Here is a 13,648-nt window from a genome sequence, read left to right as displayed (position 1 = left end):
GAACAAGTTTTTTTTGAATAGGGGGATCCACTCCAATGCATTATTTCCTTAAAACACTTTTCTTTGTGGCCAGTGTCCTCTTGGTTTTTGCTTACATTGCCTATTCCATTCCTTCCCAGCCTTCTTTACCCCCGGACGAAGGAACCCTTGACTTCGCCGCTATTGAGACCAAAGAAGACCTGGTCTCCCTGGGACAAGCCATTTTCTTCGGAAAAGGAAAGTGTGCCCTTTGCCATACCATTGGTGGTGAGGGGGGACGTTGTCCTAATCTTTCCGGAGTGGGGGCTAAACTTTCACGTGAATTTATCTATGAAAGCCTAACCCAACCCAGCGCATTTATTTATAAGCAATATCAATACAGCCCTCCAAAGGCTTTTGGGGCACAAATGCCCCCAATCAATAAACCCCCCATTGGGCTTTCAGAAAACGAACTTCTTGCTGTGATTGCCTTTGTTCAAAGCACAGGGGGTCAAGAATATGTTACGGTGGATCCTTCGGAGCTGGTGAAACCGGCTGAAGCCGTGATCATGGTTTCGGGTGACCCGAATCAAGGGCGTGCGGTTTTTGGTAAACTCGGTTGTGGAAATTGCCATGGAGAAACAAAATCCCAATCCAAGGCAAAAGAGGTTTCCGACCTTTTACCGAAATCACAGCAAGAGAATGCCATTTTCTTAATGGGCGCTTTACAAGAAACCACAACCTCCGATCACAAAGGTTTCAGTGCCAGGTTGTCGGTAAAAGATTTAAATGACCTTACCGCCTATTTGGGGCAATTTAAAACCGTTTCGGAAGATATGTAAGGGGTTCGTAAAAGGAGGGAGGTTACAAGATGTTTAAAAATCTGTCCATTTTGATAAAGGCTGTAATACTCCTTATCGTGGTTTACGTTGGCGTAAAACTGATTCAACCCCCCCTTCCCTTCAGCATGGTCATGATGTATATGGTCCTGACCTTAATCGCCATATTGGTCTATGTTAGTCTTTTCGAGGATAAAAGCGAGGAGTTTTATGGCCCCATATCCCGATTTTTGGCGGGAGGAAAAGGCCAATCGGGGGTGGGTTCTTTCCTTCGTATTGGTGTCCTGATTATTTTTCCTCTCTTCATCGGAATGAATGTGTATGGAAAATTGGCCCCCAGCGATCAGCCTCCTGCGGAACAGCGCGTGGTCCACCCGGCCCCTCCATCAGAATTTATGGGGCTTTCCAATCCGGTTCCCAAAACAAAAACCAACATCCAATATGGGGGAGCGCTTTTTTCCGTGTATTGCGCGCCCTGTCATGGAGGAAAATTGGACGGAAAAGGACCTCAGGCCCACGGGTTTAACCCTCCGCCCGCTAATTTTAAGGACCCCACCACCATTGCCATGTTGCAGGAATCCTATCTGTTTTGGAGAATCAAGAATGGTGGGGTAGGCCTTCCTGTGGAGGGGCAGCCCTGGAACTCGGCCATGCCCAGATGGGGAAAAATGCCGGCACGTGGAGGGAAACCTTTATCGGATGAGGATATTTGGAAAATTATTCATTATGAATTTAGTGCCTCAGGACATGAGCCGAGAACGTGGGAATAACATGGAAAAATTAAAAATAAATTTCATCCTATTTATTCCTCTTATGGTTTTTGGTTTTTCCTTTCACACTGGTTTAGCATTGGCCCAGGAAGGTGGGGTTGTGGTTTATTCAAAACTCATCGATGGGCCCGTTCCAGGGGATGATCCGATGTCACCCCTTTGGGATGAAAAAGGTCAGGTTGTAGAATTTCCCATGAGTGCTCAGGTTCATTGGGAGCCGAGGCTGTATTCGGAGCCCACGGCCAAAACGGTAAAAGTTCGATCACTTCATAACGGAGAGGAACTCGCTATTTTGCTCGAATACCAGGATCCCGTACAGGGACCTAAAGATGCGGCTGCCATTGAATTCCCCGTGGGTGAGGAAAAATCCCATTTTGCCCATGCCCAACCCATGATCCAGGTGGAGGGTGGTTTTGTGAACATTTGGTATTGGAAGGAAGATAAGTTTATGGATATGCAGGCCAAGGGTTTTGGAACCCTGAAAGCCCATAGCCAGCAAGATGTGACTGGACACGGGGTTTGGAAAGATGGGGTGTGGCGGGTTGTTTTTAGTAGAAAATTGGAAACCGGTGATGAAAAAGATGTTCTGATCAAACCCGGTGAGTTTAAACAGATAGCTTTTGCCATTTGGGATGGAGAAAACCGGGAAGAAGGAAGTAAAAAGGCTATTTCCTCCTGGTGGTATTTCAGGGCAGAGCCTCTCCCTGATCAAGGGATTTATTTTTATGCAGGTCTTGCAGTGGCTGGAGCCTTTCTCTTTGAATGGTTTTTGATACGTCGAATTAGAAAAAGGTCATCAAATGCTTAACCATTACAGTAAACCTATAAAACCCTTTGAACGATTTAAACCTTTCCTTTATTTTACCCTCCTTGGCGTTTTTACCACCCTTTTTGTAAGCTGTGCCCTGTTTGAGAGCAAAGAGGTTTCCCATGGAAAAAAACTTTTTTCTTTCTATTGCGCCGCTTGTCATGGGGAAAAAGGCAACGGAAAAGGCTTTAATGCGGATAATCTGGATCCCCACCCTAGAGATTTAACCGATGCGGGTGAGCGGTATATGGCCGATGCAAGCAATGACGATATCTTTAATGCCATAAAGAAAGGGTTATCCGGGGTTGTTTGGGATGATGGGTCCATTAAACCTGCAAAGGTTATGGATGAAGAATATGGTTTTGGCTCAACATTGATGCCCTATTGGGGTTCCACCCTTTCGGATGATGAGATTTGGTCTTTAGTGGCTTTTATCAGAACCCTTCATAAAAACGATGCGGAAAAGGTGGTGGTGGAAGCTGAAGAAATTCATGAAAAAAAGGGTTCGGTCCAAAAACCTGTGAATGTGGATTTTGACGGCATTCAAAATGCAGAAAAAGACCGTTTGGTTAAAGAGGGAGCGTACCTTATTAATGAAAAATATGCTTGTATGGGCTGTCACAAAATTAATGGTGAGGGAGGAGAAGTGGGACCTGATTTATCACGCGCAGGAAAGCGGTTTAATTCCAAATGGATTTATCGTTGGATACAGTATGCTTCCTCCATTAAAAAAGAAACCAAAATGCCAGATTTTGCCATGCCCGATCAGGATGCCTTGGCCATTACCCTTTACTTAAAAACCCTCCAGGCCGATATTCCAAAGGCCGAGAAAGGAAACAGCGGTAAGTCAGGCTGATTTCGCACAGCGAAAACCCACATCATTTAATTCACTTTCCTCCGGGTTTGAAAAAAGACGAAAGGTCACACGGGAATTATGGGCTAGGATTTTTCCGGCTTCCTCTCCCGGGAAATGCCCCACCCCGGCCCAGGAACTTCCCCGTAACACTTTGAATTTTTCCCCAAAATCCTCAGAATTTTCAGTATTTCCCGGGTAGGCCTGATACCAGTCGGAGGTCCATTCCCAAACGTTTCCGATCATATCGTATGCGCCGTAGGGGCTTTTTCCATTTTCATAACTTCCCACCGGAAGGGTTTTTCCAATGAAACCCCCGATATTGGAGCGGTTTTGGTCAAAGGTGTTTCCCCAGGGGTAAATTCTTTCATCATTTCCTCTCGCTGCCTTTTCCCATTCTGCTTCATTCGGGAGCCGTTTACCCTTCCATTTACAATAGTCGCTTGCGTTCCGCCAACTGACGAAAACCACGGGATGGCGTTCCCGATCTGGGGGAGATCTTCTTCCACTCCAGTCTGCTGGAGGACGTTTGTTTGTTTTGGAGACGAACTGGCCGTACTCACCCTGTGTTACCTCATAACGATCAATATAATAAGGATCCAGGGTAACCTTGTGGGAAGGGTGTTCATCTGAAAACCAGGGTTTCACAATTCCTAACTCCAGTGCTTTCCCCTCGGTGTCTACTTCATGGGTTCCCATGATAAAAGGCCCACCGGGAACCCAGACCATGTCATGGGGCGTACTGGTGCACCCGGTCATAGTGAAATAAATCATCAAAAGAGTCGGGAAAAGTATGAGGACGGTAACCAAACGGACCATTTTTAATTTAGGCCCAGCTCCTTCCAAAGCTGGTCAACCCGTTTAACCACTTCTGGATCCATGGTAATTTTTTTACCCCATTCCCGAATGGTTTCGGGAGGGATTTTGGTGGTGGCATCAATTCCCATTTTGGACCCCAACTCTGGGAGAGGGGAGGCAAAATCAAGATAATCAATGGGGCTATGGTCAATCATGGTTACGTCCCGGACTGGATCCACCCGGGTGGCGATGGCCCATATAATATCTTCCCATTTCCTTACATCGATATCATCATCCACAATGATGATAAATTTCACATATAAAAATTGTTTTAAAAACCCCCAAAGTCCCATCATCATGCGTTTGGCGTGGCCGGGGTATTCTTTCTTAATGGAAATAATCGCAAAACGGTAGGAAACTCCTTCCATGGGAAGGTGAAAATCAACCACTTCTGGAAAATGTTGCCGAAGAAGGGGTAGAAATATAATATTGAGGGCAAGACCGGTCATGGCATCCTCTCGGGGAGGCCGACCGGTGGTGGTGGTCAAATAGTAAGGATTTCGGCGATGTGTAATACATTTGAGCCGGAAAACAGGAAAGGGTTCCACCGAATTATAATAACCGGTATGATCTCCATGGGGCCCTTCAGGGGCTTCTTCATCGGGATGAATTTCCCCTTCTAATATCATTTCACTGGTTGCCGGGACCTCTAAAGGAATCGTCCGGCAAGAAACCAATTCCACGGCTTTTTTTCGAAGTAGACCGGCAAAGTGGAATTCACTCATTCGTTCAGGAACCGGCGTGACGGCGGCCACCATCATTCCTGGATCGGTGCCAATGGCGACTGCCACGGGCATGGCTTTCCCCGCTTTTTTCCATGCTCGATAATGTTTGGCCCCTCCGTGATGTTTGAGCCACCGCATCAGTGTTCGATCTGGCCCTTCGACCTGCATTCGATAAATCCCGATGTTATAGGGGCCATCATCCGGAGGTTTGGTTATAACCAAAGACCATGTAATTTGGGGGGCTGCATCATCGGGCCAGCAGGTGAGAATCGGAAATTTGGAAAGATCAATATCCTTTCCTTCTAGGATGACTTCTTGACAGGGAGCTTTTTTTACTTTTTTGGGTGCTAAGGTGAATACCTGACCGTACAGAGGAAGTTTTTTAACGGCATCCACCAAACTTTTTGGAGGTTCCGGGTGCTGTAGAAAAGCTAGAAACTCTCCAATTTCCTTCAGGCCCTCCACTGTTGTGTCCAGCCCCCAGGCGATCCGCTCCAACGTCCCGAAGAGGTTTGCCACCACGGGAATAGAATGTCCTTTTACCTTTTCAAATAGGACCGCCGGACCCCCTTTTGCCAGCAGGCGATTGAGGACTTCGGTAATTTCTAAGCGGGGATCAATTTCGGATTTAATCCGCAAAAGCTGTCCTTTTTGCTCCAAAAATTTTAAAAAATCGCGAAGGTCTGAGTAAGGCATCAGGGGAATGCTCCGGTTTGCTGTTGATTCCAAAAATCCAAAAGGATGCCTATCAAAACCAAGGTCCCAATTCCAACGTGGGATTTAAAAAGGGTAAAGGCCAATGGGGATTCCGGGTTGGTTTTAATTTTGTAGACTTGATAAATAAAGCTCGGGGCGATCAAAAAGAGAAAAACGTAATAAACAAACGTCCGCTGGGTCAGGAGTCCAACCCAAAAGAGAAACAAAAAAGTAAGGGCAAAAAACGTTCCCAGTGCAACCCAGGTTTTTTCTCCAAAGAGAATCGCTGTGGATTTTATTCCGATCTTCTGATCATCATTTTTGTCGAGCAGTGCATAGATGGTGTCGTATCCCATGGTCCAACATAAAGTAGCCAAAAAAATAAAAATACAAGGCAGTTCAATGGAATTTCGTACCGCTGCCCAAGCCATCAGAGGACCCCAGGCGAAAGCAATTCCCAGAACCAACTGAGGATAATGGGTGATCCTTTTCGTGAATGGATAAATCATGGCTAAACCCAGGCCGACGAAACTAAGGAAGCGGGTCAGTGGGTTTAAAAAGAAAAGCAGGGAAGCAGAGAGGAGGAGGAAAACAAACAGAACCATAAGGGCTTCTTTTTGTGATATTCGTTGAGAGGCGAGAGGCCTTTCTTTGGTGCGAGCTACCCACCGGTCGATTTTCTGATCTGCCATGTCATTCACAACACATCCAGCGCTTCTCATCAGAAATGTTCCAACGGTGAAAACCAAAAGAAGTTTCATGGAGGGAACGCCCTCACTTGCCAGGATTAAAGCCCAAAGGGTTGGAAGAAGGAGAAGGAGGGTTCCATAGGATCGATCCAACCGAATTAACTCTGAAATGGTTTTCCAGTGGGGGTTAGAACTCACCAAAAATATCCTGCATTTTTAAAAGGTGTTGGGTTCAAAGGGTTCATTTTAATAAAGAGCCGTTTGGAGGATAGGGAGTTGTCTCTAAATGGGGTGAAAAAACCTCGATAATAAAAGCCTGAAGAACCTTTTCTATTTTTAAACGGTAACGTCGGGCCCAGAAAAGCTCTAAAGGGGGCTTTTCCAATGCCTGTGCGATTTCAGGACATAGAACCTGGCAGAAACTCATTTTATCCCGAATGACCGGGAAATGAAATTCGGATATGAGGGTTCCCAAAGATTTTTTACTTTCTTCCAGCCTATCATAAACGGTTTGGTTTAAATCTTCCATGGGAATAAAGGAGGTGGCAAAAACCAAGCGTTGGTTCAAAACCCGGAGCCAAACGGTTCGTTCAATGGCTGGTTTTCCAGGGTCCAGTTCAAGAAAATAGGCCTCTTCTTTTTCTAAGGGGGTCCTTTTATGGGAAATCATTTCCACGGTGACCGGATGAAGGGTTAAAATTTCAATTAACCGGGTGACCGTTCCATCCGATGTCAGGATCAGTCGGAATAAAGGGTTAAGGCCTTTTTTTTTGTCAAGGGTTAAAAGGCCCTTCAGGTCGGTCCAGGGAAAGGTAGGATGCATCGAAAAAGCCATGAACAAGAGATATTACTCAAATTAAAAAACACTGTCAAGAATACCTTTTTTGCCCTTATTTTAAAATTTGAATGAAGCAAAAAGTGCTTGACAACTAACCCCTTTATCCTTATATTACCCCCTTGTTTTCTAAAAAAGAGCCTTTTCTTTCGAAAGAAAGGGGTTGAAGTTTCCATCTGCCAATGGCTTTTCTTGTGATTCTTTCAAAAGAGACAAAACAAACCCGAAGCAAAATTGGTATTTGGAATTGAAAACAAAATTGTTTGGTTAAGATAACGAGAAAGAAAATGGAGGAGGAAAGAGAAATGAAGTTTTGGAAAGTTGGAATGTTAATGGCAATGCTCACTGTCTTCATAGCAACCAATAGCTTTGCAGTGGAAGCGGATATTAAAGATACCCGTGTCCCAGCCGATCAGTTGGCAGCTGCTAAAGCCATGAAAAATCCGTTCCCTGCCACCCCTGAGAATATCGCAAAGGGTAAGGAAATTTTCACAGGAAAAGGGACTTGCTTTACCTGTCATGGTAATGAGGGGAAGGGTGACGGCCCAGCCGGTGCGGCACTGGATCCCTCACCCCGAAATTTTTCCAATCCTGAATTCCATAAAATCAGGACCGAAGGAGAAATGCATTGGATTATTAAAAACGGAAGTGCGGGAACCGGTATGATTTCCTATGCACCCGCAATTATTACCGAGGATGAAGCGTGGCTCACCATTCTTTTTGAAAGGAGCCTCGGCGGCGGAAAGTAATTGATGAGATTTTGGGGCCGTATGAAGTCTTCCGCCCTTTATTTACTGTTTATGTGGGTGGCTCTTTCTTCGGCTCCACTATGGGGAGCCGAACGGGATCCCCTTCAGCCTCGGGTTTCTCACGATCAATTGGAGAAAGCCCAGGCAGTTAAAAACCCCTTTCCCCCAACCGCAGAAAACATCGCGAGGGGAAGCGTTTTATACCATGGAAAGGGAACCTGTTTTACCTGTCACGGAAAGGAAGGAAAAGGGGACGGTTTAGCCGCTCCCGGATTGGATCCTTCTCCTAGAAATTTCACCAATTCAGCTTTTCACGAGGCAAAAACCGATGGGGAGCTTTATTGGGTAATTAAAAACGGCAGTCCTGGTACAGCTATGATGCCGATGATTGGGTCGGTCATAAACGAAGAAGAAGGCTGGCTTGTTTTACTTTATGAAAGATCGTTGGGGCAACCAAAGGAGTGATTGCCCGTCTCGCCGGCGAGTGTCCGTCGGAAACTAACACAGCGATGTGAAATGTCATGACATTGATGTCGGCTCCAGGGAGGGATGTTATTTGGAGTTTTATGTTCGTTAAAAGTTGTTCTACCCCTGGGCAGTTCGGGAAGTGAAGGTAAACTGTGTTAAAGTCTCTTTAAAAAATGAAAGGAAGTAGAACATGAAAAAGCAGCGAATATTTCAAAATCCTAGAAGGTTCAAGTTCTTTGGTTTAGGAAAATTGATAGCGCAAGGGTCTAGAATCATGGTGCTGGCTGGTTTTCTGATGAGCCTAGGCCTCATAGACCCAGGAGCTTCTTTTGCACAAGATGGAGAAAAGTGGTTTGAGAATGTTCAGGTGGAAGGGTTTGTGGATGTGTATTACGGCTATAACTTTAACGATCCGGGTAGCGGGCCAGCAGGTAGGATGAATCAATTTAGAAACTTTGATTTCTATAATGATCAATTTGCGTTAAGCCTGGCGGAATTGGCGATTTCCAGGGCTCCTGAACCGGTAGGATTTCGAGTCGATTTGGACTATGGAACGACCACCGATTTTGTCCACTGTGGCTCCGTCAATTGTGATACAGCAGGGGACGCGGATACCGAAGAGCCTTTTAAAAATATTCAGCAGGCTTATGTGAGTTGGTCGCCGTCTTCCATGTGGGTCATCGATGCGGGAAAGTTTGTAACCCACATGGGTTATGAGGTGATCGAAAGCCAGGACAACTGGAACTACTCCAGAGGGTTTCTATTTTCATTCGCCATCCCCTTCTATCACTCCGGGATACGGGTCAGCCATGCCCATGAGAACTTCTGGATCAACGGCTATGTCTATAACGGCTGGAATAATGTGGTTGAGAACAATGCTGGCAAGACATTCGGCGCCACATTAGGGGTTACTCCAATTGAGGGACTTACGATTATCCAGAACTGGATTGGGGGAACTGAAGCCGTGGGTGACAAGCGGCATGTGCTGGACACGATCGTGACATATGCCCCCACGGATATGTTGTCCTTCGCGCTCAACTATGATTATGGTTGGTATACGTTTCCAACTGCGCCGGACGCCATTTGGACTGGAATTGCCGCCTATGCCAGATTCACGCCCACAGATGCCTCGGCCGTTGCGGCTCGTTTTGAATGGTATGATGACGATAAAGCCGGTACCACGGGTGCACTCCAGATTGCCAAGGAGGTTACCCTCACAGGCGAATACAAAGTCTCGGATGGTCTTTTAACACGGTTGGAATACCGTCGTGATTGGTCAACGGAAAGCGTCTTCGCCTCGGATACCGGATCGTCTGATAAAAGTCAGCAAGACACGGTCACCGTGGGAGTCGTCTACAGCTTTTAAGAATCCCAGGTATCACAATATGAAAGCCCGGCCAGATTCCAATTTTTGGCCGGGTTTTTTTTAGAAAGAAGGTGACTAGAAAATGTCTAGTTGGTTTAATTTCCTTTTCAGGGGGAAATAGAAGACAGTCCCACCATAAAATATTATTCCTGAAGAGTGGTTTTAGTCCATTCGGAAAAAAAATTGTATATCCCCTTAATTTTAAAATTAAATTCTTGACAACCCAAAAAAACGGTGTTATAGTCCCTCCGATTTTTTAGGAAAAAGTTTTCTCTTTTTATGGTGAATATTTCAACCATCAATTAGAATGAGGGGGTGATTGTATCGCAAGAAAATAACTTTAAGAATTAACCCTCAGAGACCGATAAAGTTGTATTAAGGAAATAGACTAAATCCACCATTAACTTGAGGAGGAGAACATGAGAAAGTGGATAGGACTTTCAATAGTAGCTGTCTTTCTTTTCTTAGATGTTCTGCCGTCATTGGCGGCAAATATTGAAGTGGACGGGGATTTTAGAGTCAGAGGGTTTTACACAGACAACCTCGTTGACCATTATGATAAAGGGACTAGTGGGACTACTGGTTGTGCGGCTAACTCTAATGCAAATTGTGATGATGAGGAAGCTTACAACAGTATGCGGTTTCTTTTAACCACAACAGTCACGGCGGGAATAGCAAAAGGTGTTGTTACTCTTGATTACACGAGTCAGGGTAATACAGGTAACTTACGTTTTGGGTCAGGCGGTAACGCTGGAACCCCTGTTGAGGGTGATGTGCCTTTTGGACCAGCCGATAACCGTTTTGCTTTGCTCCAAGCCTATATTGAAGCCGATTTGCAGGTTGCAAAGCTTTCGGCAGGTCGGAAACTAAACATCCTCGGACATAGCATCGTTTTTGATGATCCAGTGGATGGTATTTTTGTGGATGTTCCCTTAGGCCCGGCAACCCTCTCGGTTTCAAATTATAAAGTAATTGACAATACCAGTACGGGGGTTGCCATTGGAAATAGTGGGTTTGGTGCCGGATCTGATACGGACGTTTACGTTGGAAATGTGGCTTTTGACCCTACCCCTGAACTAAAAACAAATTTGTTTATCGGTTATATACAAGATCGTGCCCCTAATGCAGCTTATTTTGCTCCGGCTGGAACAGTTCCTTCTTTGGATTGGAATACCATTTTGGTGGGGTTAACCGCGGATGCCAATGTGGGGCCTCTCACAGTGGGTGGTGAAGTTGATTTCTTTAATGGAAGTGCCGACCTCATTGGGGGCGGGGACGTGGATGTGGAGGGTCTGAATGTTGAGCTCTTTGGCGCAATGGATGTTGGCCCTGCAAATGTGGGTCTAACCTTTTTGTACGCCTCCGGTGATGACCCAACTGATTCGGATGTCAACATCAATGGAATAGATGGGAATTACCCCACAGGGATCATCCTTACCAACGGGGGTGCACGATCACTGGCTCCCAAAGATGGAACCTGTTTAAGTGTAACTGGGGCAAGTTTAGGTGGGGTTCCTAATTGTATTGGTGGAGCTGGATTACTTGCAGTAAAAGGAACCGGAAGTATGAGCCCTATGGAAAGGTTAACTTTACAAGGAGATGTGATTTGGGCAAGATCTGCGGAGGATCGTTCAGCAACTATTAATGAAAAAGACGTGGGTGTAGAAATAGATGGAACCGCAAAAATTCAGTTAGATGAGAATTTAAGCTTTTTGGCGGGAATTGGTTACCTGATTGCGGGAGATTTTTGGAAAACCGCAGCTGGTGGCCCTTCTCCCGATGATAAAATTGTCGGTGTTCTTGAATTAAGTTTTGTTTTTTAGTGATTTGGTTCTCTTTGAGCCCCGGGATTTCTCCCGGGGCTTTTTTTTTCTCTATGGTTGGTCATTTTTGAATTAATCTGTTCATTGACAGGGTTTATTGAGGATCAGTAAGATAACCGGATCTATGAAAAAGGAAAGCCTTCAAGACACCATTAAACATTTTCCCAATAATCCCGGGGTTTACCTCATGAAGGATAGAAGGGGAAGTATCCTTTATATTGGAAAGGCCAAAGTTTTATCAGACCGGGTGGGTTCGTATTTCCAAAAAAGCGCAACCCTGACTCCAAAAACTCAATCCATGGTCAACCAGGTGTTTCATGTGGAATATATTGTTACGCAGAGCGAATTGGAAGCACTGATTCTTGAGAATAACCTCATCAAAAAACACCGGCCCCGTTATAACGTGGTTTTAAGGGACGATAAAAATTACCCTTATTTGAGGCTTCCCATCCAAGACGCTTTTCCCCGGTTAGAAGTGGTTCGCCGGATTCAAAATGACGGGGCCCTTTATTTTGGCCCCTTTGTACCCACCAATGCTCTTCGTGAAACACTTAAAGTCATCCATAAAACATTTCCCCTGGCAACCTGTGAGATTGAGATTGACGGCAAAGCCCCCAGAGCTTGTATAGAATTTGAAATAAAGCGGTGTTTGGCTCCTTGCACAGGGAATCAAAGTCAGACGGATTATTTCAAAATTGTCCATCAGGTCCGTCTTTTTCTGGAAGGGAAGAATAAAGAGTTGTTGAAATCTTTAAAGAAAAAAATGGTCCAAGAAGCACAGCTCCTGCATTTTGAAGAAGCCGCCCGTTTGAGGGACCGAGTTGCAAAAATTGAACGCATTCTTGAGAAACAACGGATTACATCCGTCCACCAAAGCAACCTTGATGTGATTGCGTTGGCAAGGGAAGGGAGCGCCGCAGATCTTCAGATCTTTTTTGTCCGAGGGGGATTATTGATCGGGCGTAAAGATTTCTTTTGGGAAGATGTGGGAGAGATGAAGGATCAGGAGATTTTCCGAACTGCTATTTCCCAGTTTTACCTTGGGGATCGTTTGATTCCTGAGAAAATTATTTTTCCAACACCCTTGGAGGAAGCCCCTCTGATGACGGAATGGTTAACATCACAACGAAAGGGGCCATTACGCCTGGTTTGGGCTCAAAGAGGGAAAGATTTGGAGTTGGTCCGGTTGGTCCAGGAAAATGCCTCTGTTGCACTTCGTGAAAAACTTCGGGGTTTAAAGAAAGGGATCAAAGAAAGTGAGACCCTTCAAAAACTTTTAGGGTTAAGGGTTATTCCTAACCGAATCGAAGGTTTTGATATTTCCAATTTGATGGGAGGGGATTCCGTGGGATCCATGGTGGTGTGGAAAGGGGGGTCAGAAAGGCCAAAAGAATATCGTCATTTTCGGATTAAAAGCGTCAAAGGGTCAAATGATTTTGCCATGCTTCAGGAGGTGCTTCATCGGCATTATTTAAAGGTGATAACAGAAGGAAAAGAAAAGCCTGATCTCATAATAATCGATGGAGGTAAAGGCCAGTTAAATGCAGGGTGCGAGATTTTGGAAACGCTAAGTCTTCAGGGAATTGAAGTTTTGGGGCTGGCAAAAGCAAAAGGAGAAAAAGAGGAAAGGGTTTTTCTCCCGGGTCAACCGGAAGCCATTCCCATGCCCCCTGACTCCCCCGCCACCCATCTTCTTCAAAGAATCCGGGATGAGGCCCATCGATTTGCAATTACCTACCATAGAAAGCTACGGAAAAAAACAGGCTTTGCATCATCCCTTGATTTTATAAGCGGAGTGGGACCTGTCCGAAAAAGGTTACTATTAAAATATTTTGGGAGCCTGGAACGGATGAGAGAAGCCCCCTTGGAGGAGCTTCAAAAAGTACCGGGTATTTCCCCAAATTTGGCGGAACAAGTGTTTAGTGAATTACATGGGGAAAAATAAAAAGGACCTTGCCTATTTTCAATTATCCCCGTTTGGAAACGAATAGAGGATCCCTAAAACATATATGGACCCATCCCGTTTCGCAAGGATGTTTTTCAATTGAGGCAAACAAGGAACAGATTGCTTACATATATCCGGCCTGTGAGTGGAAATCTGATTAGTTTCCTGGCCCCGATGGAATCCGCGCACTCTCTCCTCATCAGAGATTTGGCCTTTGTTGGCCGCTGTTCTTGTCAGGTTCTGAGAGTACCGGTCTGACCTGTCTT

14 protein-coding genes are annotated in these 13,648 nt (G+C 45.4%); 9 read left to right on the top strand and 5 right to left on the bottom strand.

Annotated features, from left to right (window positions below; genetic code table 11):
- The first annotated feature begins 35 nt into the window (after positions 1 to 35).
- Genes VGB26_01940 through VGB26_01925 form a run of 4 tightly spaced genes read left to right on the top strand, consistent with a single transcriptional unit; the run spans position 36 to position 3,231 of the window.
- On the top strand, positions 36 to 800 hold the full coding sequence (locus VGB26_01940) for a cytochrome c (protein HEX9756545.1): 765 nt from the start codon (positions 36 to 38) through the stop codon (positions 798 to 800).
- Positions 801 to 829: 29 nt separating this feature from the next.
- Positions 830 to 1,567: a cytochrome c gene (locus VGB26_01935; protein ID HEX9756544.1), complete on the top strand. Its 738-nt coding sequence runs from the start codon at positions 830 to 832 to the stop codon at positions 1,565 to 1,567.
- Between the two features lies 1 nt (position 1,568).
- Positions 1,569 to 2,375: an ethylbenzene dehydrogenase-related protein gene (locus VGB26_01930; GenBank protein ID HEX9756543.1), complete on the top strand. Its 807-nt coding sequence runs from the start codon at positions 1,569 to 1,571 to the stop codon at positions 2,373 to 2,375.
- Positions 2,368 to 3,231 carry a cytochrome c gene (locus tag VGB26_01925; protein ID HEX9756542.1) on the top strand — a complete coding sequence of 288 codons (864 nt, stop codon included), beginning with the start codon at positions 2,368 to 2,370 and terminating at the stop codon, positions 3,229 to 3,231. The genes VGB26_01930 and VGB26_01925 overlap by 8 nt, the downstream gene beginning before the upstream one ends.
- On the opposite strand, the gene VGB26_01920 is transcribed toward VGB26_01925, so the two are convergent.
- The 4 genes from VGB26_01920 to VGB26_01905 are packed head-to-tail and all read right to left on the bottom strand — an operon-like array spanning position 3,223 to position 7,031.
- Positions 3,223 to 4,047, bottom strand: a complete 825-nt coding sequence (locus VGB26_01920; GenBank protein HEX9756541.1) for a formylglycine-generating enzyme family protein — start codon at positions 4,045 to 4,047, stop codon at positions 3,223 to 3,225. The genes VGB26_01925 and VGB26_01920 overlap by 9 nt on opposite strands.
- Before the next feature lie 2 nt (positions 4,048 to 4,049).
- Positions 4,050 to 5,507, bottom strand: a complete 1,458-nt coding sequence (locus VGB26_01915) for a UbiD family decarboxylase (protein HEX9756540.1) — start codon at positions 5,505 to 5,507, stop codon at positions 4,050 to 4,052.
- Positions 5,507 to 6,394, bottom strand: a complete 888-nt coding sequence (ubiA, locus tag VGB26_01910; GenBank protein HEX9756539.1) for a 4-hydroxybenzoate octaprenyltransferase — start codon at positions 6,392 to 6,394, stop codon at positions 5,507 to 5,509. The genes VGB26_01915 and ubiA overlap by 1 nt, the downstream gene beginning before the upstream one ends.
- A 43-nt stretch (positions 6,395 to 6,437) precedes the next feature.
- The gene (locus VGB26_01905) at positions 6,438 to 7,031 is read right to left on the bottom strand and encodes a chorismate lyase (GenBank protein HEX9756538.1); all 594 of its coding nucleotides are present in this window, start codon (positions 7,029 to 7,031) and stop codon (positions 6,438 to 6,440) included.
- Positions 7,032 to 7,336: 305 nt separating this feature from the next.
- Between VGB26_01905 and VGB26_01900 the strand changes: the two genes are divergently transcribed.
- From VGB26_01900 to uvrC, 5 genes are all read left to right on the top strand, one after another.
- The gene (locus VGB26_01900) at positions 7,337 to 7,780 is read left to right on the top strand and encodes a c-type cytochrome (protein ID HEX9756537.1); all 444 of its coding nucleotides are present in this window, start codon (positions 7,337 to 7,339) and stop codon (positions 7,778 to 7,780) included.
- 21 nt (positions 7,781 to 7,801) lie between these two features.
- Positions 7,802 to 8,245: a c-type cytochrome gene (locus VGB26_01895; GenBank protein HEX9756536.1), complete on the top strand. Its 444-nt coding sequence runs from the start codon at positions 7,802 to 7,804 to the stop codon at positions 8,243 to 8,245.
- Positions 8,246 to 8,438: 193 nt separating this feature from the next.
- A complete protein-coding gene (locus tag VGB26_01890) occupies positions 8,439 to 9,614 on the top strand; it encodes a porin (protein ID HEX9756535.1) in 1,176 nt (391 codons plus the stop codon).
- 419 nt (positions 9,615 to 10,033) lie between these two features.
- A complete protein-coding gene (locus VGB26_01885; GenBank protein HEX9756534.1) occupies positions 10,034 to 11,437 on the top strand; it encodes a hypothetical protein in 1,404 nt (467 codons plus the stop codon).
- Positions 11,438 to 11,561: 124 nt separating this feature from the next.
- Complete coding sequence (gene uvrC / locus VGB26_01880; GenBank protein HEX9756533.1) at positions 11,562 to 13,382, top strand: excinuclease ABC subunit UvrC; 1,821 nt, start codon at positions 11,562 to 11,564, stop codon at positions 13,380 to 13,382.
- An 18-nt stretch (positions 13,383 to 13,400) separates the two neighbouring features.
- Here the strand turns inward: uvrC and VGB26_01875 are convergent.
- On the bottom strand, positions 13,401 to 13,648 hold a 248-nt coding region (locus VGB26_01875; protein ID HEX9756532.1), incomplete at its 5' end, for a hypothetical protein.

It is taken from the genome of Nitrospiria bacterium, assembly GCA_036397255.1.
In the GTDB taxonomy this organism is placed as follows: Bacteria; Nitrospirota; Nitrospiria; order DASWJH01; family DASWJH01; genus DASWJH01.
This window is presented reverse-complemented; position numbering and strand designations above follow the sequence as displayed.

Coding starts and splice junctions, on each gene's coding strand:
- VGB26_01895 (HEX9756536.1), top strand. CDS start 7,802: ATGAAGTCTTCCGCCCTTTATTTACTGTTTATGTGGGTGGCTCTTTCT.
- VGB26_01905 (HEX9756538.1), bottom strand. CDS start 7,031: ATGGCTTTTTCGATGCATCCTACCTTTCCCTGGACCGACCTGAAGGGC.
- VGB26_01940 (HEX9756545.1), top strand. CDS start 36: ATGCATTATTTCCTTAAAACACTTTTCTTTGTGGCCAGTGTCCTCTTG.
- VGB26_01915 (HEX9756540.1), bottom strand. CDS start 5,507: ATGCCTTACTCAGACCTTCGCGATTTTTTAAAATTTTTGGAGCAAAAA.
- VGB26_01900 (HEX9756537.1), top strand. CDS start 7,337: ATGAAGTTTTGGAAAGTTGGAATGTTAATGGCAATGCTCACTGTCTTC.
- VGB26_01930 (HEX9756543.1), top strand. CDS start 1,569: ATGGAAAAATTAAAAATAAATTTCATCCTATTTATTCCTCTTATGGTT.
- VGB26_01935 (HEX9756544.1), top strand. CDS start 830: ATGTTTAAAAATCTGTCCATTTTGATAAAGGCTGTAATACTCCTTATC.
- uvrC (HEX9756533.1), top strand. CDS start 11,562: ATGAAAAAGGAAAGCCTTCAAGACACCATTAAACATTTTCCCAATAAT.
- VGB26_01925 (HEX9756542.1), top strand. CDS start 2,368: ATGCTTAACCATTACAGTAAACCTATAAAACCCTTTGAACGATTTAAA.
- VGB26_01920 (HEX9756541.1), bottom strand. CDS start 4,047: ATGGTCCGTTTGGTTACCGTCCTCATACTTTTCCCGACTCTTTTGATG.
- VGB26_01885 (HEX9756534.1), top strand. CDS start 10,034: ATGAGAAAGTGGATAGGACTTTCAATAGTAGCTGTCTTTCTTTTCTTA.
- VGB26_01890 (HEX9756535.1), top strand. CDS start 8,439: ATGAAAAAGCAGCGAATATTTCAAAATCCTAGAAGGTTCAAGTTCTTT.